The sequence below is a fragment of the Pseudacidovorax sp. DMC4 genome (genome assembly GCF_056314265.1).
The window spans coordinates 179060-204123 of the sequence record NZ_JBQUYR010000002.1 but is presented as its reverse complement, the minus strand read 5'-3'; the positions used below and the strand labels follow the sequence as shown (position 1 = coordinate 204123).

At 68.0% G+C, this 25064-nt stretch carries 17 protein-coding genes; 10 read left to right on the top strand and 7 right to left on the bottom strand.

Annotated features, from left to right (window positions below; all coding sequences use genetic code 11):
* Window positions 1–30: 30 nt before the first annotated feature.
* The 5 genes from ACT54X_RS04570 to acs all read right to left on the bottom strand — a co-directional run bounded on the left by ACT54X_RS04570 (window position 31) and on the right by acs (window position 6399).
* Complete coding sequence (locus tag ACT54X_RS04570) at window positions 31–948, bottom strand: SDR family oxidoreductase (protein WP_294378524.1); 918 nt, start codon at window positions 946–948, stop codon at window positions 31–33.
* Window positions 949–1059: 111 nt separating this feature from the next.
* The gene (locus ACT54X_RS04565) at window positions 1060–1614 is read right to left on the bottom strand and encodes a LapA family protein (RefSeq protein WP_294378526.1); all 555 of its coding nucleotides are present in this window, start codon (window positions 1612–1614) and stop codon (window positions 1060–1062) included.
* Between the two features lie 137 nt (window positions 1615–1751).
* Entirely contained in the window at window positions 1752–3179 is a 1428-nt protein-coding gene (locus ACT54X_RS04560) for a mannose-1-phosphate guanylyltransferase/mannose-6-phosphate isomerase (RefSeq protein ID WP_294378529.1), read from the bottom strand.
* A 30-nt stretch (window positions 3180–3209) separates the two neighbouring features.
* On the bottom strand, window positions 3210–4214 hold the full coding sequence (gene galE / locus ACT54X_RS04555; protein ID WP_294378532.1) for a UDP-glucose 4-epimerase GalE: 1005 nt from the start codon (window positions 4212–4214) through the stop codon (window positions 3210–3212).
* 184 nt (window positions 4215–4398) lie between these two features.
* Complete coding sequence (acs, locus tag ACT54X_RS04550; protein ID WP_294378535.1) at window positions 4399–6399, bottom strand: acetate--CoA ligase; 2001 nt, start codon at window positions 6397–6399, stop codon at window positions 4399–4401.
* 173 nt (window positions 6400–6572) lie between these two features.
* On the opposite strand from acs, the gene ACT54X_RS04545 reads away from it, so the two are divergent.
* The 4 genes from ACT54X_RS04545 (at window position 6573) to ACT54X_RS04530 (ending at window position 13232) form a co-directional block, all read left to right on the top strand.
* On the top strand, window positions 6573–7565 hold the full coding sequence (locus ACT54X_RS04545) for an ATP-binding protein (protein WP_294378538.1): 993 nt from the start codon (window positions 6573–6575) through the stop codon (window positions 7563–7565).
* Window positions 7566–7592: 27 nt separating this feature from the next.
* On the top strand, window positions 7593–8231 hold the full coding sequence (locus tag ACT54X_RS04540) for a TIGR00645 family protein (protein ID WP_017758740.1): 639 nt from the start codon (window positions 7593–7595) through the stop codon (window positions 8229–8231).
* A gap of 203 nt (window positions 8232–8434) precedes the next feature.
* Window positions 8435–12301, top strand: coding sequence for a hypothetical protein (locus ACT54X_RS04535; RefSeq protein WP_294378544.1), 3867 nt, complete (start codon window positions 8435–8437; stop codon window positions 12299–12301).
* Between the two features lie 67 nt (window positions 12302–12368).
* Window positions 12369–13232, top strand: coding sequence for a hypothetical protein (locus ACT54X_RS04530; RefSeq protein WP_476345282.1), 864 nt, complete (start codon window positions 12369–12371; stop codon window positions 13230–13232).
* Between the two features lie 87 nt (window positions 13233–13319).
* Here ACT54X_RS04530 and ACT54X_RS04525 read toward each other — a convergent pair whose 3' ends face one another.
* Window positions 13320–15620: a LamG-like jellyroll fold domain-containing protein gene (locus ACT54X_RS04525; protein ID WP_476345280.1), complete on the bottom strand. Its 2301-nt coding sequence runs from the start codon at window positions 15618–15620 to the stop codon at window positions 13320–13322.
* Window positions 15621–15896: 276 nt separating this feature from the next.
* Here ACT54X_RS04525 and ACT54X_RS04520 point away from each other — a divergent pair, with 276 nt between their 5' ends.
* From ACT54X_RS04520 to ACT54X_RS04500, 5 genes are all read left to right on the top strand, one after another.
* The gene (locus ACT54X_RS04520) at window positions 15897–18275 is read left to right on the top strand and encodes a phosphoesterase (RefSeq protein WP_476345279.1); all 2379 of its coding nucleotides are present in this window, start codon (window positions 15897–15899) and stop codon (window positions 18273–18275) included.
* The gene (locus ACT54X_RS04515) at window positions 18272–19708 is read left to right on the top strand and encodes a cytochrome-c peroxidase (protein WP_476345277.1); all 1437 of its coding nucleotides are present in this window, start codon (window positions 18272–18274) and stop codon (window positions 19706–19708) included. The genes ACT54X_RS04520 and ACT54X_RS04515 overlap by 4 nt, the downstream gene beginning before the upstream one ends.
* An 8-nt stretch (window positions 19709–19716) precedes the next feature.
* On the top strand, window positions 19717–20397 hold the full coding sequence (locus tag ACT54X_RS04510) for a hypothetical protein (RefSeq protein ID WP_476345276.1): 681 nt from the start codon (window positions 19717–19719) through the stop codon (window positions 20395–20397).
* Between the two features lie 376 nt (window positions 20398–20773).
* A complete protein-coding gene (locus ACT54X_RS04505; RefSeq protein ID WP_476345274.1) occupies window positions 20774–21544 on the top strand; it encodes a Crp/Fnr family transcriptional regulator in 771 nt (256 codons plus the stop codon).
* Between the two features lie 36 nt (window positions 21545–21580).
* A complete protein-coding gene (locus ACT54X_RS04500) occupies window positions 21581–21865 on the top strand; it encodes a hypothetical protein (protein ID WP_295380431.1) in 285 nt (94 codons plus the stop codon).
* Between the two features lie 36 nt (window positions 21866–21901).
* Here ACT54X_RS04500 and ACT54X_RS04495 read toward each other — a convergent pair whose 3' ends face one another.
* Window positions 21902–22066, bottom strand: a complete 165-nt coding sequence (locus tag ACT54X_RS04495) for a hypothetical protein (RefSeq protein ID WP_476345272.1) — start codon at window positions 22064–22066, stop codon at window positions 21902–21904.
* Window positions 22067–22443: 377 nt separating this feature from the next.
* On the opposite strand from ACT54X_RS04495, the gene ACT54X_RS04490 reads away from it, so the two are divergent.
* On the top strand, window positions 22444–25020 hold the full coding sequence (locus tag ACT54X_RS04490; RefSeq protein WP_476345270.1) for a type VI secretion system Vgr family protein: 2577 nt from the start codon (window positions 22444–22446) through the stop codon (window positions 25018–25020).
* Window positions 25021–25064: the final 44 nt, after the last annotated feature.

The window sequence follows — 25064 nt, the reverse complement described above, 5'->3', positions numbered from 1 at the left end:
AGCGCAAACGGTGCGGAGCGCCCGCGGGCCTCAGCGCTGTGCCGCCATCGCCTGGCTGACCTCGTTGGTGCCCTGGGCCGAGCCGCTCTGGGGCACCTGCTCGCCGTTGCGGTCGGTCACCTCGGCCAGGCGCGCGGCGAGTTGCTCGGGCACCGTCTCGCCCAGGCCCAGGTGCACGCCTTGCGTCAGCGTGATGTGGGCGGCGTCGAAGGTGCCTGCACCGGCGCACAGCACCGTGCGCGTGGGCGCCGATTCGTGCGCCAGCACCAGCATGGCCGGCACCACGGCCTCGGGCTTGAGGGCGTCCAGCACCTCCTGCGGCATCAGGCCCTCGGTCATGCGCGTGGCGGCCGTGGGCGCCAGGCAGTTGACGTGGATGTTGTTCTTGGCGCCTTCCAGGCTCAGCGTCTGCATCAGGCCGACCAGCGCCATCTTGGCGGCGCCGTAGTTGCTCTGGCCGAAGTTGCCGTACAGGCCCGAAGAGGAACTGGTCATGACGATGCGGCCGTACTTCTGCGCATTCATGATCGGCCACACGGCCTTGGTGCAGTGCACGGCGCCCATCAGGTGCACGTCCACCACCAGGCGGAAGTCGTCGAGCTCCATCTTGCTGAAGCTCTTGTCGCGCAGGATGCCGGCGTTGTTGACCAGCACGTCGACGCGGCCCCAGGCGTCCACCGCCTGCTGCACCATCGCCTCCACGGCGGCGAAGTCGGTCACCGAAGCGCCATTGGCCAGCGCCTCGCCGCCCATGTCGCGGATCTCCTGCGCCACGCGCTCCGCGGCCGTGGCCGAGCCGCCCTGCCCGTCCACCGCGCCGCCCAGGTCGTTGATCAGCACCTTGGCGCCACGACGCGCCAGGGCCAGCGCATGCTGGCGGCCCAGGCCGCCGCCGGCGCCGGTCACGATGGCCACGCGGCCGTTGAAGTCGAGGGAGGGGGTGGTCATTGCGGGCGTCCTTTCGGGGCTGTCTCGTCGGAAATGCGAAACGAGCACTGTACCGGCCCCTCTGGTCCGCCCCTGTCTCCGAGGCGGTCGCCGCGGCCCGCCTGCACGCCCTCAGGGACGCGGGTCGAAGGCCACCGGCGCCGGCGCGGCGCTGAGCGGCGTCACGGCCACGGGCGTCGATGCGGTGGCGGCAGCGGCCCGCCGATCCAGCCTGTCTTCGAGCTGGCCGATGTGCGCGGCCAGCGTGTTGTCCGCCTGCTCCGCGCGCTGGCGCAGGGCGGCTTCGAGCTGTTCGATGCGGGCCAGCAGGGCCGCGTGGCGCTCGCCGTTGCGGGCCATGTGGGCGTTTTCCTGCGATTCGAGGAAGGTGCGCAGCTCGGTGAAGCGGCTGGCCTCGGCCTTGTCGGCCAGCTCGCGCTGGGCCTGCAGTTCCTTGGTGTGCCGGCGGGCGTCCAGCAGCACTGTGCCCTGCAGCCACAGCACATAGGCCAGGAAGAAGGCGGCCAGCAGCACGGTCAGGCCGAGCATGACCAGACCCAGCGGCGCCGTGACCGTCGTGACACCCAGCGACATGGCGGTGGGCGCCGACAGCGTGCCCCAGTTCAGCGCGGCAAGGGCCGCGATGACGATGGCAATGACGAACAGGACGATGGAGCGCACACCCATGGGGCTTCCTCTCTTTTTCGATGTGGAAAGCCCCGGGTTGTACATCGGCCGGGCCGCGCGGCCGTGTCGGCCACGGGCGCCGCCCGGTGTGGGCCGGCCGCGCAACAGGCGGCCGCAGTCGGCGAAGGCGGCCCCGCTCAGCCCACGCGGCCGTAGCGGTCGGAGAAGCGGACGATGTCGTCCTCGCCCAGGTAGGCGCCGGACTGCACCTCGATCAGCTCCAGCGGGATCTTGCCGGGGTTCTCCAGCGCGTGGATCACGCCCAGCGGGATGTAGGTGGACTGGTTTTCGGAGAGCAGGATCTCCTTGTCGCCGATCTGCACCTTGGCCGTGCCCGACACCACGATCCAGTGCTCGGCGCGGTGGTGGTGCATCTGCACCGACAGCTTCTCGCCGGGCTTCACCGTGATGCACTTGACCTGGTAGCGGTCGCCATGGTCGATGGAGTCGTAGGCGCCCCAGGGCCGGTAGACCTTGCGGTGGGCCGAGGCCTCGGAGCGGCCGTCGGCCTTGAGCTTCTCGACGATCTTCTTGACGTCCTGCACTCTGGACTTGCTGGCCACCAGCACGGCGTCGGCGGTCTCGACGACCACCACGTCCTGGATGCCCAGCACCGACACCAGGCGGTGCTCGGCATGCACATGGCTGTTGCGCACCTCGTGGGCCACCACGTCGCCGCGGAAGGCGTTGCCCTGGGCGTCCTTGGCGCTGACTTCCCACACGGCGTTCCAGGCGCCCACGTCGCTCCAGCCGGCGCGCAGCGGCACGACCACGGCCTTGTCGGTCTTTTCCATCACGGCGTAGTCGATGGAGTCCTCGGGCGAGGTGGCGAAGGCCTCGGCGTCCAGGCGCACGAAGTCCAGGTCCTTCTTGCCCTTCTCGACGGCCTCGCGTGCGGCCTTGGCGATGGCGGGCGCAAAGCGCTCCAGCTCCTGCAGGTAGGCCGAGGCCTTGAACAGGAACATGCCGCTGTTCCACAGGTGCCGACCACCCTCCAGGTAGCCCTGGGCGGTCTGCAGGTCGGGCTTCTCGACAAAGGCTTGCACGGCCATGGGCGCCACCGGCGCCGCGGCGTCGATGCGGTTGGCGACGCTGATGTAGCCGTAACCGGTCTCGGGCGCCGTCGGCACGATGCCGAAGGTGACCAGCTTGCCCGCCTCGGCCGCGGACAGGCCGGCGCGCACGGTCTCGTGGAAGGCGGCGGTGTCGGGAATGGCATGGTCGGCGGCCAGCACCAGCAGCACCGGGTCCTGGCCATCGGCCATCGCGGTCACGGCGGCGGCAGCAATGGCCGGCGCCGTATTGCGCGCCACGGGCTCCAGCACGATGGCATGGGCGCTCAGGCCCTTCTCGCGCAGCTGCTCGGCCACGATGAAGCGGTGGCCTTCATTGCACACCACCAGCGGCCGCACCGGCGCGTTGCCGTTCAGGCCCGCCAGGCGCGCCGCGGTGAGCTGGAACAGCGTCTGCTCTTCAGTGAGACCCAGGAACTGCTTGGGGTAGCCCGCGCGCGACAGAGGCCAGAGTCGCGTGCCGGAGCCGCCGGAGAGGATGACTGGAATCATGGTGGCAGAGGAGTCGGTAATGAAAAAGGATCAGGCGGCAGCCGCGCGGCCGCTTTGCCAGCGCCAGACATCGGCACACATGGTGTCGAGGTCGCGGCGGGTCTGCCAGCCCAGCAATTGGCTTGCCAGCGCCGGGTCGGCCCAGTATTCCGCCACGTCGCCCGCGCGGCGCGGCGCCACCCTGTAGGGGATGGGCTTGCCGCAGGCCCGCTCGAAGGCCTTGACCAGGTCCAGCACCGAGGCCGGACGGCCGGTGCCCAGGTTCACCGTCAGCAAGCCGGCCTGGCGGTCCAGGTGGTCGAGCGCGGCGACATGGCCTTCGGCCAGGTCCATGACATGGATGTAGTCGCGCACGCCGGTGCCGTCGGGCGTGGGGTAGTCGTTGCCGAACACGCTCAGCTCGGTGCGCTGGCCCACGGCCACCTGGGCCACATAGGGCATCAGGTTGTTGGGAATGCCCTGCGGGTCTTCGCCGATCAGGCCGCTCTCGTGCGCGCCCACCGGGTTGAAGTAGCGCAGGCGCGCCACCCGCCAGTCGGGCTCGGCCGTGCACAGGTCGGCCAGCACCTGCTCCATCATGGCCTTGGTGTGGCCATAGACGTTGGCGGGACGGAAGGGAAAGTCCTCGCGCACGGGCACGGTGTCGGGGTCGCCGTACACGGTGGCCGAGGACGAGAACACCATCTGCCGCACGCCCGAGGCCTGCATGGCCCGCAGCAGCGTCACGGTGCCGGCGACGTTGTTGTCGTAGTAGCGCAGCGGCTGCGCCATCGACTCGCCCACCGCCTTCAATGCCGCGAAGTGGATGACGGCTTTGATGCCGTGCTCCGCCAGCACCCGCCGCACCAGCGCCTCGTCGCGCACGTCGCCCTCCACGAAGGGCACCTCGCGGCCGATGATCTGGCCCACGCGGGTGAGCACGTCGGGCCGGCTGTTGTCGAAGTTGTCGAGGACGACGAAGGGACGGTTCGCCGCCGCCAGCGCGACGCAGGTGTGGGAGCCGATGAAGCCGGCGCCTCCGGTGACGAGGATCATGAGTCGGGCTTTGTGAAAAATCGCTACCGAAAGGCAACGCGATGGCGCCCGATCTTAAACAGCTCCTGACCAGCGGACGCGCAATACGCATCTACCCGCACTTTGGTTGTAAGCACGGTGACAAATCTTTGCAGTCGCCGTGTTGCAGCGGTGGGGGCGCGGCGCCCGCCCCCGCCGGCCGCGCTCAGTTGGTCTGCGCCAGCTGCTCCAGGATCGCCGGGTTCTCCAGCGTCGAGGTGTCCTGCGTGATCGCCTCGCCCTTGGCAATGCTGCGCAGCAGGCGGCGCATGATCTTGCCGCTGCGCGTCTTGGGCAGGTTGTCGCCGAAGCGGATGTCCTTGGGCTTGGCGATGGGCCCGATCTCCTTGGCCACCCAGTTGCGCAGCTCGTTGGCGATCTGCTTCGCCTCTTCGCCCGTCGGCCGGCCGCGCTTGAGCACGACGAAGGCGCACACCGCCTCGCCCGTCACGTCGTCCGGGCGGCCCACCACGGCGGCCTCGGCCACCAGGTCGGTCTTGGCGACCAGCGCGGATTCGATCTCCATGGTGCCCAGGCGGTGGCCCGACACGTTCAGCACGTCGTCGATGCGGCCGGTGATTCGGAAGTAGCCGCGGTCCTCGCTGCGCACGGCGCCGTCGCCGGCCAGGTAGATGGTGCCGCCCATCTCCTCGGGGAAGTAGCTCTTCTTGAAGCGCTCGGGGTCGTTCCAGATGGTGCGGATCATCGAGGGCCAGGGCCGCTTGATGACCAGCATGCCGCCGGCGCCGTTGGGCAGGTCCTTGCCCGTCTCGTCCACGATGGCGGCCATGATGCCCGGCAGCGGCAGCGTGCAGGAACCCGGCACCAGCGGTGTCGCGCCCGGTAGCGGCGTGATCACATGGCCACCCGTCTCGGTCTGCCAGAAGGTGTCGACGATGGGGCAGCGCTCGTGGCCGATGTTCCGGTGGTACCACATCCAGGCCTCCGGATTGATGGGCTCGCCCACCGAACCCAGGATGCGCAGCGACGACAGGTCCCAGTTCTTCGGGTGCACCTTTTCGTCCGACTCGGCCGCCTTGATCAGCGAGCGGATGGCCGTGGGCGCCGTGTAGAAGATGCTGACCTTGTGCTTCTCGATCATCTGCCAGAAGCGCCCGGCGTTCGGGTACGTGGGAATGCCCTCGAACACCACCTGCGTGGCGCCCGCCGCCAGCGGGCCGTAGGCCACGTAGGTATGGCCCGTGATCCAGCCGATGTCGGCCGTGCACCAGAAGACGTCTTCGGGGCGGATGTCGAAGGTCCACTCCATCGTCATCTTGGCCCACAGCAGGTAGCCGCCGGTGGCGTGCTGCACGCCCTTGGGCTTGCCCGTGGAACCCGAGGTGTAGAGGATGAAGAGCGGATGCTCCGCGCCCACCGCCACCGGTGGGCAGTCGTCGCCCTGCCCCTGCAGCACCTCGGCGAAGGTCTTGTCGCGGCCTTCGACCTTGTTCCAGGCCGAGGGCGTGCGCTCGTACACCAGCACCGTCTTGAGCGTGGTGCAGCCGCCCAGGGCGATGCCGTCGTCGACGATGGCCTTGAGCGGCAGCTCCTTGCCGCCGCGCAGCTGGTAGTTGGCCGTGATCACCGCCACGGCACCCGCGTCGATGATCCGCTCGTTCAGTGCCTTGGCCGAGAAGCCACCGAACACCACGCTGTGCGTCGCGCCGATGCGCGCGCACGCCTGCATGGCGACCACGCCTTCCACGCCCATCGGCATGTAGACGATCACGCGGTCACCCTTGCCGATGCCCTGCGCCTTGAGCGCGTTGGCGAAGCGGCTCACGCGCGAGAGCAGCTCTTTGTAGGTGACGTGGGTGACCGTGCCGTCGTCGGCCTCGAAGACGATGGCCGTCTTGTTCTCGACCGGGGTGCCGATGTGGCGGTCCAGGCAGTTGGCGCTGGCGTTGAGCTCGCCGTCGTCGAACCACTTGTAGAAGGGTGCATTGGACTCGTCGAGCGTGCGGCTGAAGGGCTTGCTCCAGTTCAGGTGCTCGCGGGCCTGGCGGGCCCAGAAACCGTCGAAGTCGCGATTGGCCTCGTCGCACAGCGCCTGGTAGGCCGCCATGCCCGCCACGCGGGCGCCCTGCTGCGCCTGGGCGCTGGGCTCGAAGACGCGGTTTTCGACGAGCACGGACTGGATGGTGGAAGCCGAGCTGCTGCTCATGGTGATGTCTCCTGAGGGCCGGATGGCCCGGTCTTGAATGGCGGAAGGGGAACGCGGTGTACTGTCCCGCGGGCGTCTTACGAGGCTCTGACGATACAAAACAGAATGGCTAATGATCAAGTGACGATACAATCGCCGCCATGGATTGGGCAGATTCCGAGATCATCGAAGCCGTGCGCGCGGGCGGCCCTGTCGCGCAACGCGCCGTCGAGCGTACCGGACTGACGCGCGTCACCATCTCGCGCCGCCTTGCCCGCCTGGTCGAGCAGGGCTTCGTCAGCCGCAAAGGCGCCGGCACACGTCCGACCTACAGCGCTGGCGACAAGCTCTGGTGGCAAAAGCGATGGGAGCGCCAAGCGCTTGCGGCCGACGGCGAAGGCGAAATCTGGCTGGCCCACGTGGCCCCGATCGTCACGGCACTGCCACCCAACGTGCGCAACATCGTGCACATCGGGTTCACCGAAATGCTCAACAACGCCATCGACCACGCACAGTCCTCGCATATCAGTTGCAGCCTGCTTGCCGATGCCGAAGTGGTGCAGATCGCCGTGGTCGACGATGGCGTGGGCATCTTCCGGCGCATCGCCGATCATCTGACGCTGCCGGACAAGCGCCTGGCCATCCTCGAGCTGGCGAAAGGCAAGTTCACCACGGCGGCCGAAGGGCACTCGGGCATGGGCGTCTTCGTCTGTTCGCGCATGTTCGACCGCTTCACCATCCACAGCGACGGCCTGGTCTTCACCCATGACCACGACTTCACCTTCGACTGGCTCGACGCTGACCATCAAGAGACCGGGACCACCGTCCTGATGGAGATCGCACGACGTTCGGCCCGGACCTCCACCAGCGTGTACGACCGTTATTTCGATCCCGACCAGAGCGGACCGGACGCCTTCCTCATCACCGAAGTGCCTTTGCGGCTTGCAGCGCTCGGCAGCGACCTCGTCTCGCGGTCGCAGGGCAAGTGGGTCACCGCGCGCATCGACCAGTTCCGCCGGGCCATCCTCGACTTCGAGGGTGTCACCGGCGTCGGCCAGGGCTTCGTCGACGAAGTGTTCCGCGTGTTCGCGCTGGCCCATCCGCAGGTGGACCTCGTCGCCATGAACATGAGCGACGAGGTGGCACGGGTGGTGAAAATGTTCGCCCCGCGCAATACCGCCCTCTGACTCTCCGACTTTTCTTCCGCTTTTTCCATGGCCGACCTCAACGACCCGACTCCGCCCGCGCCCGTCAAGCGCACCTCTCCCCTGCGCCCCCTGCCCAACCTGATCTTCGCCAGCCGCTGGCTGCAGCTGCCGCTGTACCTGGGCCTGATCGTGGCGCAGGCGGTGTACGTGGTGCACTTCCTGGTCGAGCTGCTGCACCTGGTGGAGGCCGCCTTCGGCAACCAGAACGCGCTGCAGGCCCTGATCAACAGCATCGGCTACAAGACCACGGCGCCCATCACCACCTTGAACGAGACGGTGATCATGCTGGTGGTGCTGGCGCTGATCGACGTGGTGATGATCAGCAACCTGCTGATCATGGTGATCGTGGGCGGCTACGAGACCTTCGTCAGCCGCATGAACCTCGAAGGCCACCGCGACCAGCCCGAGTGGCTCAGCCACGTCAACGCCTCGGTGCTCAAGGTCAAGCTGGCGATGTCGATCATCGGCATCAGCTCGATCCACCTGCTCAAGACCTTCATCAATGCCGACAACTACACCGAGAAGGTGCTGATCGCCCAGACGGTGATCCACGTCGCCTTCCTGTTCTCGGCCATGGCGATTGCCTATACCGACAAGCTGATGAGCAGCACGGCGTCGCATGGGAAGAAGAACGGCGGGCATTGAGCGTCGCCCCACCCGCACAGCCCGCTCGGCGCACACCGCAGCGGGCTTTTTCATTCGGGCAAGAATTCTCGACAACCTTTCATCATCCTCGGCCACCGCCGTGTCGTGCAAACCCCAGATGGAGGATGTGCTCCTCCGGGCCCCCACCAAGAATGCCTCGCCAATGAACGAGGTCGGACCTCAGGTCCGAAGGAGGGGTCGAGATGAAAGTCGAAGAGCCATCGCCCGGGCAGGGCGAACTGCAGCAGGCCGTGGCGCTGCGTCGCGCCGCGCTGGGCGCCACCGCGGCCCGTGGCGCCGACCTGGGCGTGCCACCACCGGCGCCAGAGGCCCCGCTTTGGGGACTGGCCCTCTCGGGCGGCGGGATCCGCAGCGCCACCTTCTGCCTGGGGCTGCTGCGCTCGCTGGCGGCCAACCGGCTGCTGCTGCGCTTCGATCTGCTCTCCACGGTCTCCGGCGGCGGCTACATCGGCGGCATGCTCGGCCGGCTGTTCGACCGCGCGCGCACGGGACCGGGCGCGGATGAGGTCGACCGGGCGCTGGCACAGGCGGAGAAGACCCACTTTGGCTGGTGGCTGCGCACCAACGGCCGCTACCTGACACCGGCCGGCGCCCGCGACACGCTGTTCGCCCTTGCGCTTTACCTGCGCAACCTCATCGGCATCCATGTGGAATTCGGCGTCCTGGCCGTGCTGCTGGCGCTGGGCCTGTGCGCCGTCGACCTGACTGCGTGGCAAGCGCTGGCCACCGTCGGCAGCCACGAGCCACGGATGTTCGCTTGGACGGACTGGATCCAGCCCTGGATGCCCACGCTGTGGCCGCTGGCGGCGATCGCACTGCTGCCCGCCCTGAACTTCCTGCTTGCCTACTGGCAACTCCAGTGGGTCCGCGCCAGGAGCTTCGGCGCCATCGTGCTTGGCGCCGGGGCGATCCTCGTGGCCGCAGGCTTGCCGGCATTCGCGCTGTACCGGCTGGGGCAACTGGGCGACATCCAGCCGCAGCGCTGGCATGCCGTGGCCATGACGGCCGCCGCGCTGTTCCTGTTGCTCAATCTCGGCGCGGCATTCACCGCCCGCTGGATCGCTGGTGGCCCGGGCGGCACGGTCGGCGCCGCCCGCAACGCGCTGACGCATGCGCTTTCCCGGTGGCTGTCGATGTTCGGCGCCTGCCTGGGATTGGGCTTGGTCGAGCGCCTGGCGTGGGTGCTGGCGTTCGACAGCATCTCCACGCTCAACCTCGGCCTGGCGCTGGGCGTCGCTGCCGTCGGCCTGCGGGGCGCCGCGCCCCTGTTCGCCGCCGAAGGCCATCTGGCGCCGCGCTGGGTGCGGGGCATCGGGATGTGGCTGCTGCAAGGCATGGGCTACCTGCTGAGCCTGTGCATGGTCGTGTGGTGGGTCGCGCTCGTGATGAAGGTGGTGATGCGGCCGGTGTTCATCGACTCCGATGCCGGCGTGCAGGCCGGTACGCGCCTCGTCACCCAGATGGCGTTCACGCAAGGGTGGATTCACCTCGCCCTGCTGGCCGTTCCGGTGCTCGGCTATGCCCTTCTCACCGGAAGGAATGTGCAGTTCCTCAACCTGTCGTCGCTGCACGCGTTCTATGCGGCCCGCCTGACACGGGCCTACCTGGGTGCCGCCAACGGCACGCGTTTCGGCCCCGACGTGAGCGCGCTTAGCCCCATTGCCAGTGCCGTGCGTACCGGCAAACCCGCCGTCAGCGTGGGCGAGGTCGCCTTCGACGACGACGTGCCCCTTGGGGCCTACGCGCCCCATCGCGCAGGCGGGCCGGTCCACCTCATCAACAGCTGCGTCAACCAGAGCGCGGACGACAAGGGCCGCCTGTTCAACCGCGACCGCAAGGGCCTGCTGCTGAGCGTGATGGCCGGCGGAGCGTCGCAACTCGGCCAGGAAGGCTGGCGCCGCATCCCAGGGATCGGCCAGCTCAGCCTGGGTGCCTGGCTGGCCATCTCCGGCGCCGCCGTCTCGCCGGGCCTTGGCGCACGCACCCAGCGCGGCCTGTCGGCCCTGCTCACCTTCGCGGGCGTGCGGCTGGGCTACTGGCTGACCGGTGCGGCCCGGCATCCAGGGACCCGCGCGCAGGGCGGGTGGTGGCGCCGAAACCTGGCCAAGTCGATCGGGCTGCTCCACGAGACCACCGGGACGTTCGCCGCCGCCGGGAAGAACGACTGGTTCATCTCGGACGGAGGGCATTTCGAGAACACCGGTGGCTACGCACTGCTGGCTGCGCGGGCGCAATTCATCCTGCTCGCCGACTGCGGCGCCGATCCCAACTACCGCTTCGGCGACCTGGAGGAGCTGGTGCGCAAGGCCCGCGTCGACCTGGACACGCACATCACCTTCCAGAAGCCCGCCGCGACGCCCGCCGCCTGGTGGGAGACGCTGAAGTACTTCGGCTCGCTCAATGCACTCGCATCCAGCGACAGCAACGCCTGCCTCGCCCTCGCCACGATCCGCTATCCGCAGCCTGCCGACGGCACGGCCCCGCCCGTCGGCATCCTCATCGTCGTCAAGCCGAACATGTGCGCCGGGCTTCCGATGGACATCGAGAACTACCGGCTCAAGGCGCCGAGCTTTCCACAGCAGCCGACCAGCGACCAGTTCTTCAGCGAGGCCCAGTGGGAAAGCTATTTCTACCTGGGCCGCTTTCTGGCGGACAAGCTCTCCACCGGCTTCGTCGACAGCGTCCTGCAGAACCCTGGCCAGTACTTCGAACCCGACGAACACGCCAAAGGCGCGACGTCCAGTCAGACCGACAAGAGCGCGACAGCAAGCCCGGCGTCGACCGGCATCCGCCTTCCGCCGAGGATCGGCGTGGCCGCCGTCGGCGCCACCCTGAGTGCCGGTGCGCTCGCCACCATCGGCATCTCGGCGTGGCAGGCGGCCGAGGGTCTGCGCAATGCGATCAACAGCCGGATCGTGGGCGAACGTGCGGCCATGAAGGAACTGGCCCAGCTCTGGGCACAGTTGCCGCGGTCGCCCGGCCCGGTACGGGAGGAGCGACAAGTACAGGCCGCGCCTGCGGACAGCGGCCGCGGGAGCGAAGCCATCTCGGCCCTGGCCATGGCCGTCGTGCGCTCTGCCGATGCCTATTGCCAGCGCGACGAGGCCCGCTGGCTGCAAACGTCCGCACTCGGGGTGCGCATCGTGCGCGACGCCTCGGTGGCCTGCCAGCGACTCGGCAGCCAGATGGGCAACGCCTGCAATGTGCTGTTGAGCGCCAGCCACGGCCCCATGCCGTCGGCCTTTCCCACCTGCATGACGCAGCCCGACGCGCTGCCGGCCGTGCGCTACTGGGGCCACGACTACAGCCAGGGTGCGAGTTGGGAGGCCTTGCATCCCTGCTCTCCGCGCCGGGAAGCCATGGTGCTGGCCGAAGAGGCGTTCCAGGCGTCGAACGACCACACCCGGACCAATCCTTCCATCTCCCGGAGCGCGCTCGACGAACTCTGGGACAGCAAGTGCCCGCCCCGCCCGGCGCCGGCCGCCTCCCGTCACAGGTTGCCATTGCCCGCGACGACCTCTGCCATCGTTGCCGCGCCTTCTCCCGACGCCCCGCCCGCCCCCGCCGCGGCGGAGACGCCTGCGCCCATGACAGCCAGTACCCCTGCGGCATGGAAGCGCGCCGAGACCATCTGCAAGCGGATCACGATCTATGTGCAGATCTACGGCGGGGCTCAACGCGACAGCGTGCGGGGTCTGCGCGACTGGTGGCGCAACTGGGGCGCCAGCGTTCCGCCCATCGAGGATGTCTACGACGCCGCCCGCAGGACCGGCCGGGCCAACCCCGCCCCCGTCACCACCACCGTGCTGCGCTACCACGACACCAGCGGCAGGGCCTGTGCCTATGCCATCGCCGCGGGGATGAGCTCGGCATTCGGCGATGGCGGAGAGGGCCGATGGATCGCAGAACCTCTCGCCCCCGCCCTCAGGGCCACGCCGGGCGTCGTCGAGCTGTGGGTCAGACCGAACGACCCGTTGCTGGCAAAGATGAATGCCCTGCCGCCTGCCGCGCCCCCCGCGCCGTCCGGCGCGCCGGCATCGCCCCGCTGAACCCGCCGCGCCGCTGCGCGGCGGCCACGCCGTCCCTGCCCGCCCAACCACCTTCATGGAGCACTCGATGTCCCTTCCCAACCCTGCCTGCGTCGTCAGTTTCAACGGCTACGACTCCGATGCCTACAACGGCAAGCCGGCCACCGGCCCGGACGATCCGGCCTTTGGCAAGCGGATCATCTGCGAGGGGGAATCGTGGTTCTCCATTGGCGGAGCGCCCTCTTCCAACATCCTGGAGCCCCTGCACTTTCGTCAGAGGACCCTGCTGATCAACCTGGCCCGGCCGGGCGACACGCTGCTCAACATGACCGACCCACATGCCAACCGGCCGCTGGTGCAGACCCTGAACGAAACGCGCTGGGACGCCATCTTCATCAGCGGTGGCGGCAACGACCTGATCGACAACCTGATGAACATCATCTGCACGCCCTCCGTGGGTGCGGGGCAGCACTTTCTGGACTACATCGACCGCATCGAACTCACGCGACTGCGTGTGAACGTCCACCAATACCATCGGCGGCTGGCCCGGTTGCGCGACACCAGCAAAAAGAACGCCGGCATCCCCATCGTGACGCACGTGTACGACTACCCCACGCCGCGCGACGCGCCGGCGAACCTGGCCGGCATCCTGAGTCTGGCCGGCCCCTGGCTGTATCCGGCACTGATGACGCGGCAGGTGCCCCAGGACTTCTGGATCCCGATCACCGACTACATCTTCGAATCGCTGGGCTCCTTTCTTGTGGAGTTGTGCGCCGAGATCGACAACTTCCATGTGATCAGCAAGACGAAGGGCGTGCTGCAGCGCGCCCGGCTGGGAACCAGCGGGGCGGATGGCGACTGGCTCAACGAGATCCACCCCATCGCGCGGGGCTACGGCAAGCTGGCCGAGGTCATCTCGCCCGAGTTGGATCGCATTCTGTTTTCGGCGTGAGGGGGTGGGGATGGGGCAGCCACGTCTCCCCAGCCCTCTCCCGCGAGGGGGAGCGGGAGCCCATCCGCCCGCGCGGGGCACTGCGCCTCAGCTCGCCCGCGCCGTCAGCCACTGGCTCGGCGGCAGGGGCGCGCCGACGATGCGGATCTCGCCCAGGCTGCCCAGGAAGCCGGTGGACATGCCGTCGGCCCACTGGCCGCAGCCGATGGCCATCTGCTGCTGGGCGGCCACGTACTGGATGCCGTGCATGTTGCTGTTGTTGCGCAGCACCGGCGCACCCTCCACGTACATCGTGGTCGCGTAGCCGTCCGCCGGGTCGTTGACGATGGCCACGTGCAGCCACTGGCCCGCCGAGATGCTGCCCGACCAGCAGGTCAGGTTGGTCGCCTGGTCGGTGGGCACGATCTCCCACTGGAACTCCATCAGGTTCGACAGCGCGAACATCATGGGGGTGTCGCCCTCGCCGCTGCCGAAGCCCTGCAGGTGCGAGCGCGCGCCCAGCCGGTACAGGATGCCCATCCAGCCGTTGACGTTGGCGTCGAAGGCCGGGTCGATGTAGACGAAGGCCTCGACCGTGTAGCCGTTCAGGAACTGCTCGGTGTTCAGCTTCGAGGTCTTGTCGGTGGTGAAGTACGAGGCCCGGCTGCCGGTGGCATTCAGAAAGCGCAGGCTGCCCGGCGCGGCCGACAGCGGGTGGTGGCTCCTGGACCAGACCAGGTCGCCGTCCTTGCCCATCCAGGTGTTGACCGAGATGGGATTGGCGCCCGCGGGGGACACGTCGGCGATCTGCTGGCCGTTCTGGTACGGAAACTTGTCGCCCTCGGCCGCCGTGCTGCTGTAGAAGCGCCAGTGCGCCAGCGTGTTGGCCACCTTGGGATAGTCGTCCGGACCCGACGCCGGCCGGCTCGAGGCCACGGTGGGGCTCTTGAAGTTGGTGAGGATCGTCTCCTTGGCCTGCTGCGTGATGGCCTTGGTGCGCGTGCCGGCCGGCACCGCAAAGCCGGGGTTGAAGCCGCCGAAGCGCGCCGCAAAGTCGATGTCGAGCGTGAAGCCCTGGTTGGCATCGGTGAGCCAGGCCGAGTCGAAGTTGTTCAGCTCGGCCTGCGGCTTGACCGGCACCCACGGCGAGAAGGAGCTGGCCACGATCTTCTTGTGGGTCAGGTCGAACTCGTACATGCGCATCAGGCCGTTGCCGCCCATGTAGGCCATCTGGTAGTCCACCACCATCAGGAACACGTCGTGGCCGAAGGCGTTCTTCTTCGTCACGGTGCACGAGCCGTGGTAATGGCCGTTCACGGCCATGAAGATCTGGTCGTTGTTCTTGATGAGCCTGTCCCACATGTAGTTGGAATAGGCCGTGTCGGCGGCGGTCACGCCGTCCTGGCCGATGCCCATCAGCTGGTGGTTGATCAGGATGACCGGCAGCGTCGGGTTCTTCTGGATCACCTGGTTGGCCCAGGCGATGGCGTCGTCGGAGGCGCGCCACGACATGGAGAGCACCAGAAAGCGGTTTCCCTCGGCCTGGAACACGTGGTACTCGTGGAAGCCGGAGGAATGCCGCCCGCCGAAGGTGGACTGCTGCTGGGCCCGCGCGGTAGGAAACACCTGCAGGTAGGGCTCGAACAGGTTCACGCGGTGGCTGCCGCCGTCCTGGTAGCCGTCGGTGTTGTCGAAGCCGGTCACGCCCACGCCCCAGTCGGGTCCCCATTGCATGTCGGAGCCGATGGCGCCCACGTCATGGTTGCCGGCGCAGATGGAATACGGGCATTTGGCCTGCTCCAGCACCTGCATGGCCTGGCTGGCCAATTCCCATTCCTTTTGCACCGTATTGGCGGCGATCTGGCCATTGCCCACCAGGTCGGTGGAAGCGCTCCAAGGCGCGGATTTTTCCGACGAGTAATACCAGGATTGGTCGACCACGTCGCCCAGATGCATGGTGAATGCGGTCTTCAATTGCTGCGCGTTATTGGCGATCCATTGCGTCTGCGCCTTGAAGGGATTGTTGTAGCGCGGATCGATATCGGCATAGAGCTTCTGGTAGAGCATGCCCATTTTTTGCGACGCATAGCGCGAATAGAACTGCGTGTCGGGCAGCACCATTACCGAAAACGACGACGTCGGCACCACCGGCGTGGGTTGCGTCTGCGGCGCGGCAGCGGGCGCCGGCGCAGGCGCAGGCGCCGCACCGGTGCCGCTGCCCGAGGAGGAAGAGGACGCCGGCAGCAGCGTGCTGCCATCGCCGCCGCAGCCGGCCAGCACGCCCGACACGCCCACGGCAGAGCCTGCCAGCATCAGCTGGAGCAGGCGCCGGCGCTGGATCTCGTTGACGCGCGCGAGCTCGTCGATATTCAACGCCGCGGGAATGCGCGTATTTTGGTATTCACTCATTTCGAACCCTCGAATGGAACGGCGCAATGCAGTGCGCCTGAAAAAGGCGAAATGATCGGGACGCGTCTTTACATTCAAATGACAAATTCACCTGAATATTTCCCAGACCTGGTCAGCTTGGTTTAAGCAAAAACAAGGAATCGCGCGCGGCCACGAAATGCCGCCGCTGCACGCGCAAGAAGTCAGCATCGTTTCAGCTTTCCTTCACGGGCGTGACACCGCCATTGACCAACATTCAGCGGTTTTGCATTTCCAGCCCACGATCAAGAGGTCATCTTGAAACCCACCGCCCCTTCGACTTCACGTCTTCTTCTCCCGGCCCTCACCGTGCTGGCCGCTGCGGCCCTGACCGCCTGCGGCGGCGGTGGCAACGACGGCATCGCCTTCCTGCCAGCATCGACCAGCAGCGGCAGTAACAGCAACGGCGGCCAGACCGGCAGCACGGCCAACACCGTGGCCGTCAACGGCGTGGTCGCGGCCACGGCCTTCAAGTCCGGCAGCGCCACCGACCCGGTCTTCTCGGCCGGCTACTTCGCCGGCGCCAAGGTCTGCGTCGACAGCAACAACAACGGCCGCTGCGACGACGGCGAGACCGCCACCACCACCGACGCCAGCGGCAAGTTCAGCCTGTCGGTGCCCACCGGCGCCGCCCTGCTGGCCGACATCGGCACGAGCGCCAGGAACACCGCCACCGGCCAGGCGGTGGCCAGCCGCGAGGCGCTGCGCATCAGCGCCGGCCAGGTCAGCGATCAGCAGGCCGCGCAGGTCGTCATCAGCCCGCTGTCGGCCGAGGTGGCCCGGCTGATCGACGCCAACGGCAGCAGCTATGCCACCGAGCGCAAGAACGTCGCCAGCCGCCTGGGCGTGGCCGAGACCGCCGTGCTGGGCGACTTCAACCAGGCCAGCGGCAAGGCCCAGGCCGCCCTGCTGGCCGAGGCCAATGCGCTGAACAACCGCTACGTCTACGCCACCGCCAAGCTCGACCGCGGCGACCTGTACCCCGACGCGCTGGCCGTGCCCGGCGGCGACCCGCGCCTGACGGGCAAGAACGGCGTCACCGCCCTGACCGCCAACACGGCCGACACGCGCAAGCCCATCACCTTTGCGCAGGCCCAGCAGGCCGCCTTCAACGTCGAAGGCATCCCGCGCTACGACAACATCTTCATCGTGATGCTGGAGAACAAGGCGACCTCGTCGATCGTGAACTCGCCCTACGCGCCCAAGATCAACGCCTACCTGCAGGCCGGCAACCAGCTGGTGAGCTACTACGCCACCGGCAACCCCAGCGAGCCCAACTACACCGCCCTGGGCGGCGCCGACGACTTCGGCATCACCGACGACAGCCAGTGGAACTGCGACGCTACCGGCCCCACCGCCGTGCAGGACCTGCCCGTGCCCGACAACACCCAGCCCGGCCTGGCCAGCTCGCCCTTCAAGACCACCTGTACCCAGGCCGCCGCGGTCAGCCACAACATCGTGGGCCGGCCCAACCTGTTCAACGCCATCACCGCCGCGGGCATGACCTGGCGCACCTACAGCGAGTCGATGAACCCGGGCCAGGACTTCCGCACCGACAGCGTGGCCGACGCCGCCGTCACCGCGCAGGACCATGTGTACCCGCCCGGCACCCTGGGCCCCAACACCAGCGCCATCGGCGACGCCACGCTCACGCTGCCCATGCCCGCCGGCCTGTACAAGACCAAGCACCACCCCGGCATGGCCTACCAGAACGTGCGCAGCGCGCCCGAGTGGAAGTACAGCAACCGCACGATGGGCGGCGGCCAGTGGGATGCGGCCCTCAGCAAGGCCAGCGCCTACACCGTGCCCACCGGCTACGACATCGACCAGCTGGGCACCGACCTGGCCAGCGGCAACGTGGGCAACCTCAACTTCCTGATGCCCGACCAGTGCGACGACATGCACGGCATCACGGTCAAGGGCACCAACGGCGGCGGCACCACCGCGTCGGCCAGCGACTGCAGCAGCGTGGCCAACAACGTGGCCACCAGCGCCGTGTCGCCCATCATCACGCGCGGCGACAACTACGTGGACTACGTCGTCAAGAAGATCCAGGCCTCGCCGCTCTGGCAGAACCCCAACAAGCGCGTCGCCATCGTGCTGATGTTCGACGAGGGCAATGCCACCGCCGGCTTCAACTCCTGCTGCGGCTGGAACCCGCTCAAGGTCAAGCAGACCACCAACATGCCCAACCCGCTGCAGCAGAACGCGGACGGCAGCTGGTCGCAGGACACCACCATCAACAACTACCAGATGGGCAACCGCGGCCACGGCGAGAGCATCTTCGGCATCCTGACCAACCAGCCGAACGCGCCGAAGGGCGTGGTCGACAGCGACGCCTACAGCCACTTCGCCTTCGTGCGCACGCTGCAGGACATGTTCGGCCTGGCCGACCCGGCCAACGATGCCTCGTACATGAACCGCTCCAAGTACACCGAGGCCTTCATCGCCGCGAACATCCTGAACCTGCCCGAGTACGCCGGCAGCGCCGACACGCACTTCGACAGCGTGCGGCCCATCAACCACGCCTTCGTGGCGCCCGCCGGCTACACGCAGAAGCAGTCCGCCGACGTGACCGTGGCCGCGCAGACCGGCCCCGACGCCAACCAGACCAACGTCTGGGCCGTCAAGCCATGAGGCGGACCATCGCTCCGGCGGCCGGCGCCACGCTCATCGCGGTGGTGGCGGCGGCAGCCGTGGCGGTGGGCCTGGCCAGCTGCGGCGGCGGCAGCGGCGGGGGCGGCAGCGCCCTGCCGCTGGGGCTGGGCGCCAGCGGCAGCGCGGCAGCGCCGGCCCCTGCGGCGGCGGCACCTGCGGCTGCCCCCGCGCCAGCCTCCGGTCCGCTCAGCCTGGCCGCCCAGGTGGGCCAGAAGATGTTCTTCGACAAGGCGCTGTCGGGCTCGGGCCAGATGAGCTGCGCCTCGTGCCACGACCCGGCGCATGCCTACGCCCCCGCCAACGACCTGGCCGTGCAACTGGGCGGCCCCAAGCTCGATCAGCCCGGCACCCGCGCCGTGCCCTCGCTGCGCTACAAGGAATTCACCCCGGCCTACGCCGACCTGCTGGACAACCCCGACGGCATCAGCGCCCCCGGCCCCGGTGGCGGCTTCACCTGGGACGGCCGCGCCGACACCCTGGCCGACCAGGCCCGCGTGCCGCTGCTCAACGCCGCCGAAATGGCCAATGCCAGCCCGGCCGACGTGGTGCGCAAGCTGCAGGCCGCCAGCTACGCGCCGCTCATCACGCAGGCCTTCGGCGCGCATGTGTTCGACAACCCCGACACCGCCTTCGCCAGCGCCGTGCAGGCCCTGCAGGCCTACCAGCTGGAAGACACCAGCTTTCACCCCTACACCAGCAAGTTCGACCGCTATGCCAGCAACAAGCTGGGCGGCAACCTGTCGCCCGCGGAGGTGCGGGGCCTGAAGGTGTTCACCGATCCCAACACCGGCAACTGCGCCTCGTGCCACTACCAGGGCGCGGGGCTCAACGGTAGCTCGGCCCTGTTCACCGACTTCTCGTACGAGGCCATCGGGGTGCCGCGCAATGCCGCCATCGCCGCCAATGCCGACCCCACTTACTACGACATGGGCGTGTGCGGTCCCCTGCGCACCGACCACCTGCCCGCCAGCCCCGGCGCGGCCGACAGCTTCTGCGGCATGTTCAAGGCCCCCACCTTGCGCAACGTGGCCACGCGCAGCGCCTTCTTCCACAACGGGGTGATGCACACGCTGGAGCAGGTCATCCGCTTCTACAACACGCGCGATACCAACCCCGAGCTGTGGTACCCCACCGTGGGTGGCCAGCCCAAGGCCAAGAACGACCCGGCCTTTCCGACCTACGGGCTCATCACCACCCAGTACACCGGCGGCATCGTCAGGAAGTTCGACGACCTGCCCAGCGCCTACCTGCCCAACATCGACCCGCAGATGCCCATGGACGGCCGCAAGCCCGGCTCCACGCCGCCCATGTCCGAGCAGGACATCCATGACCTGATCTGCTTCCTCCACACCCTGGACGACGCCGACACCACGGCCGCCCAACCGCTCAAGCCCGAAGACTGCGCCCAATGACGCGCCCCATGACCCCGACCACCCTGCCCCTTCCCGCCCCTGGCCCCGTCGCCCCGCGTAGCCGCCGGGTCGTGCCCGCTGCCGCCGCGCTGCTCTGCGCCGCCGCCCTGCTGGCCGGCTGCCAGCACGAAGCCACCGTGGACCCCGGCGCCCTGCATGCCGCCACCGAGCTGTACCTGGCCCGCCATGGCGACCTGTGCCTGGGCAAGCCCCGCTGGCCCATCGACGTGACCCCGGCCGAAGCCCGGGCCCATGCGCGCGACGCCGTGCAGATGCCCGTGCTGCAGCACCTGGGCCTGGTGCAGGCCGAAGACATCACGCTGCCCGCCACGGCCGAGGCGCCCGCCACCGCCGCCACGCGCTACACGCTCACCCCCGAAGGCCAGAAGTACTTCATCGCCCGCAAGACCGCCACCGGCGCCGCAGCGCCGGCCGACTTCTGCGCCGCCCACCTCACGCTCGACCGCATCGTCGGCTGGGCGCCCGAGCCCGGGCACCCCGCGGCCGACGGCGGCCCGGTGGTCGTCACCTACACCTACCACGTGCAGCCCGCACCCTGGGCCGCCGACGCCGATGCGCAGCGCGTGTTTCCGATGGTGGCGCGCGTGGTGCAGGGCGCGGGCAGCCTGCAGCTGCGCCAGGCCTTCACGCATGGGCCCGAGGGGTGGGTGCCCGCCAGCGGCACCTGACCTCATCCCGGCCGCCGCGGCCGCCCTTGGCAAGCCATCCAACGGCCGGCCCCACCCCGCAAAGCACAACGCCCATGGCCCCTTCACAGGGCCATGGGCGTTCTTGCTTGGGGCTGGCGGAGCCCCTTTACAACCAAACCGCTAATCGTTGCTGAATTCAGTAGAAATCTTGCGGAGGTAGAGATTTTTTCTCATTTCCTTCACTTTTATTAAGCCTAAAGTGTCAGCAAGTCTTCAATTCCGATGATTTCGTGCGCACAAGCCCACATCTCAGCTTCTAGCATGCGTTACTACTTTCAGCCTCCTTGCAACGCATGCAGCGAATCGTCACATTGGGCGCTACTCATTATTTCGGCTGCGGCCGGCTTGTACGCGCATGTTGATTCATCCTTTGCTTTCCGAGGTGCCCCAAGGGGTGCGCCAGCAACTGATGCGGTTCGTGGAACTGCGCCACTTCCGCAAAAATGACGTAGTTCTACTTACGGGCCAGCCTGCGTTTTCGATGTATTGCGTTGCCTCGGGACTGCTGCGGTTGGGCCTGCCGACCGACGCCACAGCCCGCGCGGAACTCATCACCACCAACTTCCTGCGCGTCAACGACATCTACCTGAGCGGCCCCCTTGCCCAGGCCGACCGCCCCAACATCTCCGAACTCACCCTGGTGGCCGCCCTGCCCTCGGCGGTGTACGTGCTGCCGATGGACATCGTACGCGGACTCTGTACACAGTACCCCTCGATCTCGATGGCTTTGGTGGACATCAGCCTGGAACGCGCCAACATGCTCCGGCGCCAGCTGCGCCGCCGAAGCACCCTGTCGGCCGAGAAGATGGTGGCACGCGTCTTGCACGAATTGACGCAACTCGCACCGCAGGGCACCCGGGCCTTCAGCAAGCGCATCTCCCAGGCGCTCATCGCCTCCTACACCGGCCTGTCGCGCGGCGTCGTCAACAAGGTCATCAACGACCTGGAGCAGCGCGGCCAATTGCGCAGAAGCGGCGATTCGATTCAATTGGAAGAATCCGACGAATACGACACCCTTTTTGGAGAAACGCAGGAATCGCTGAGAAAACTGTACCAGCAGCAACAGCAGCAGGCGGGCAAGGACCCTGGCGCCGCGGCCAATTACAAGAAGCCCAAATGGGCGTGATCTGCCATTGCTTTGCCGGTCCGGTGCGCAAGACGAATGCTTAAATTCATTTTCAGTCCCGAATATGCGGCCCGCCGGCTGGGGAAATGGCGTGGGCTGGTTCTTTTGCTTTATTCCATCCTTCTTTTCCTGGTTGTATTTCTCGCGATCTTTGTAGCGGCCCCGGCCGGCGCGGGCAGTAGCGCTTACATCGTCGTCACCGTGTCGGCTGCGCTTCTCTGCGTGGTGTTCCTGCTGCGCGGCCTGCACATGCTGTACCGCGACCTGCTGTTCAAGGATTACGCCACGCTGGCCTGGCGCGCCCGCCGCAGGCACCGTTAGCCGCACCGCGACGGGGCTCCGCGCACCGCCCCGTCCTCACTCCTGCCCCGCATAGCCCACCAGTTGGGCAGGCGCCAGGCTGGATTCGGAGAGCCGCTCTTCCACCTCGCATGCCGCCTGGAGCGGCGTCAGCTTGTGCACCCGCGCATAGCCCTCGATGGCATTGCCCAGCGTCACGCGGGATACGAAAAAAGAAGTCAAACGCAGGAATGCGTGAATCGCATCCAGCCGTGCGGCCAGATCGGGTTGGGGAACGGGGACCTGTTCTGATGCGTGACTCATGCCGACTCCTGTGCGCGATCCGGCATGCGATGCAAGGAGCGTGCACATCGCCCGGATGCCTCGGGCAGCGCCGCGTTTTTTCCAAATGGACAACTTTTTTCTGCCGGCCATGTGAGGACCGACCATCCGCAGATGCGGAGGTTTGAGCCGGGGAACTATTCCACGGATCGCGGCAAAAGTTGGGGTGGTCCGCGCCGAGTGCCGCGGACCGCCAAGACCCGCATTTACCCTCCCCCGCGCCGCCTTCGCACCCATAACAAAGCAAGCGAAAGCGCGGCGCAAAGGGAGAGGTTTCCATGTCCACGCTGTCACACACGCTGCGGGTGCATTCGCCCGCACTGCCGGTCTTTGCCGGCATGCCCCTGCTGCAGCCCGTGCGGCTGTCGGGCCACGAGGGCGTCAATGCCCTCTTCACCTATGAGCTGCTCCTGCAGACCCCCGATGCGCTGGACCCCGGCGCCCTGGCCGACGCCTGTGCCGACATCGACCTGGACGCGCTGATCGGCCGCGAGATCCATTGCGAGATCGACCTCGATGGTGCCGGCACCTTCGTGCCCGGCGGTGTCGGCGATGCCGTGGATCACCTCGGCGCCGGCATCCGCCAGATCAACGCCCTCATCACCGAAGCAGAGTTGCTGGGCGAGCATGGCCGACACCTGCGCTACCGCCTCCTCCTTCGCCCCTGGCTGCACCTGGCCACCCTCAACGCCGATTGCCGCATCTTCCAGAACGCCACCGTCGTCGACATCCTGGACGCCCTCCTGGCGAACTACCCCTTCCCGGTCGACAAGCGTCTGGCCGAATCCTTCCCCATCCGCGACTACCAGACCCAGTTCAACGAAAGCGACTTCGCCTTCTTCGAGCGCCTGTGCCAGGAGTGGGGCATCAGCTACCACTTCGAGCACGACGCGGGCGCCCACCGGCTGGTGCTCTCGGACCATCTGGGCGCCTTCAGGCCCAACCCGAGCGAGGCCTATCGGCAAGTGGCCTATCACCCGCCCGGCTGGAAGCTCGACGCCGAGTATCTGCATGCCTTCATGCCCGCCAGCCGCATCACCAGCGGGCGCTACAGCAGCCGCGACTACGACTACACCCGGCCGCGCGCCGACCTGACGGTCAGCCGCAGCGATCCACGGCCCACGGGCTTTGCGGAGGCGGAGGTCTACGCCTGGCATGCCAGCCTCGGTGGCAGCCACTACGCCCAGCCACGCGCAGGCACCGCGCGCCCGAATGACCCGCTGGCCGAGGGCGACCTGATCGCGCGGCTTCGCATGCAGCAGCTGCGCACCTCGGGGGCGCGTGCGCGGGCCAGCGGCAACCTGCGCGGCATGGTGCCGGGCTTCAGCTTCACGCTGCAGGGGCATCCGAGGGAAGCGGCCAATGCGGAATACCTGATCCTGGAGACCGAGCTCCTCATCGAGGACGTGGGGCAGGACAGCCAGGCGGCGCTGGCCGCGGGGGCGACGGTAGCGCGGCCCCAGGCGCAGCAACGCTGGCGGGTGCAGGTGGACCTGCTGGCCCATCCCATCACCGAGCCCCTGCGGCCGACGCTCACCCGCACCAAGCCCCACACCCACGGCCCGCAGACCGCCCGCGTGGTCGGCCCCGAGGGCCAGGAGCTGTGGACCGACGAACTCGGACGCATCAAGGTGCAGTTCCCCTGGGACAGGCAAGGCCAGGAGAACCCGCACAGCAGTTGCTGGGTGCGCGTCTCCAGCCCGTGGGCGGGCAACCAGCTGGGCGGCGTGCACCTCCCGCGCATCGGGCAGGAGGTGGTCGTCGACTTCCTCGGCGGCGATCCGGACCTCCCCATCTGCACAGGCCGGGTGCACAACCAGCTGAACCTGCCGCTGTGGAAGCTGCCCAGCCAGAGCGCCCTCAGCGGCTTCCGCAGCCGCGAGCTGACCGACGGCGGCGGCAACAGCGCGGCCGGGCGCAGCAACCACTTGGTGATGGACGACACGGCCGGGCAGATCCAGGCCCAGCTCCACAGCGACCACCAGCATTCCAGCCTCAGCCTGGGCGCGATCACGCGCATCGAGGACCACCAGGGCCGCAAGGACGCACGCGGCGAGGGCTTCGAACTGCGTACCGATGGGCACGGCGTGCTGCGCGCCAAGGACGGGATGCTCATCACCACTGAGGGACGACCCGAAGCGCTGGGCGCGATGCGCGACATGGACGAGACGGTGCAGCGCCTGCGCGGCGCGCATGAGCAGCACGATGCGCTGGCCGAGGCCGCACAGGTGCACGGCGCCCAGCAGGCCGGCGAGGACCAGGACGAGGTGCAGAAAGCCCTGCGCACGCAGAACGACCAGATCGCCGGCGACACCGGCGAGCGCCCAAACCCCGATCCGCTCCAGGCACCGCACATGGTGCTGGCCAGCCCCACCGGCATCGTGGCCAGCGTGCCCGAGAGCGCTCACCTGCACAGCGGCACGCACACCGCTGTCACTACCGGCCAGCACCTGTCGATCAGCACCGCGCAACGCTGGCTGGCCAGCGCAGCCCAGGGCGTGCGCGCCTTCGTGCGCAAGGGCGGCCTGCGCTGGATCGCCAGCCGCGGGCCCATCCAAGTGCAGGCCCACCAGGGCGAGCTGGTGCTGCTGGCGCACAAGGACGTGCGCATCACCAGCGTCGAAGGACGCATCCGCATCCAGGCGCGCAAGAAGGTCGTGATCATCGGCGGCGGCAGCTACACCGAGTGGAGCGCCCAGGGCATCCGCCACGGCACCGCCGGGACGTGGCAGGAGCATGCGGCGCTGCATGCGCAGGTGGGGCCGATGAGCCGGCCCGTGCAGAGCCAGGACTTTGCGCAGGGCGACTACCCACCCGAGCGGCGACAGGGGCGCCGCTTCGGCCCCTCCAGCTAACGCGGCGGCGGATCGCCGCAGCGCCGCGCTCCACGCGCCTTCTT

Excerpts from the sequence above, each read along its gene's own strand:
- ACT54X_RS04570 (WP_294378524.1), bottom strand. The coding sequence starts at position 948 with ATGACCACCCCCTCCCTCGACTTCAACGGCCGCGTGGCCATCGTGACC.
- ACT54X_RS04565 (WP_294378526.1), bottom strand. The coding sequence starts at position 1,614 with ATGGGTGTGCGCTCCATCGTCCTGTTCGTCATTGCCATCGTCATCGCG.
- ACT54X_RS04560 (WP_294378529.1), bottom strand. The coding sequence starts at position 3,179 with ATGATTCCAGTCATCCTCTCCGGCGGCTCCGGCACGCGACTCTGGCCT.
- galE (WP_294378532.1), bottom strand. The coding sequence starts at position 4,214 with ATGATCCTCGTCACCGGAGGCGCCGGCTTCATCGGCTCCCACACCTGC.
- acs (WP_294378535.1), bottom strand. The coding sequence starts at position 6,399 with ATGAGCAGCAGCTCGGCTTCCACCATCCAGTCCGTGCTCGTCGAAAAC.
- ACT54X_RS04540 (WP_017758740.1), top strand. The coding sequence starts at position 7,593 with ATGGCCGACCTCAACGACCCGACTCCGCCCGCGCCCGTCAAGCGCACC.
- ACT54X_RS04535 (WP_294378544.1), top strand. The coding sequence starts at position 8,435 with ATGAAAGTCGAAGAGCCATCGCCCGGGCAGGGCGAACTGCAGCAGGCC.
- ACT54X_RS04530 (WP_476345282.1), top strand. The coding sequence starts at position 12,369 with ATGTCCCTTCCCAACCCTGCCTGCGTCGTCAGTTTCAACGGCTACGAC.
- ACT54X_RS04525 (WP_476345280.1), bottom strand. The coding sequence starts at position 15,620 with ATGAGTGAATACCAAAATACGCGCATTCCCGCGGCGTTGAATATCGAC.
- ACT54X_RS04515 (WP_476345277.1), top strand. The coding sequence starts at position 18,272 with ATGAGGCGGACCATCGCTCCGGCGGCCGGCGCCACGCTCATCGCGGTG.
- ACT54X_RS04510 (WP_476345276.1), top strand. The coding sequence starts at position 19,717 with ATGACCCCGACCACCCTGCCCCTTCCCGCCCCTGGCCCCGTCGCCCCG.
- ACT54X_RS04505 (WP_476345274.1), top strand. The coding sequence starts at position 20,774 with ATGTTGATTCATCCTTTGCTTTCCGAGGTGCCCCAAGGGGTGCGCCAG.
- ACT54X_RS04500 (WP_295380431.1), top strand. The coding sequence starts at position 21,581 with ATGCTTAAATTCATTTTCAGTCCCGAATATGCGGCCCGCCGGCTGGGG.
- ACT54X_RS04490 (WP_476345270.1), top strand. The coding sequence starts at position 22,444 with ATGTCCACGCTGTCACACACGCTGCGGGTGCATTCGCCCGCACTGCCG.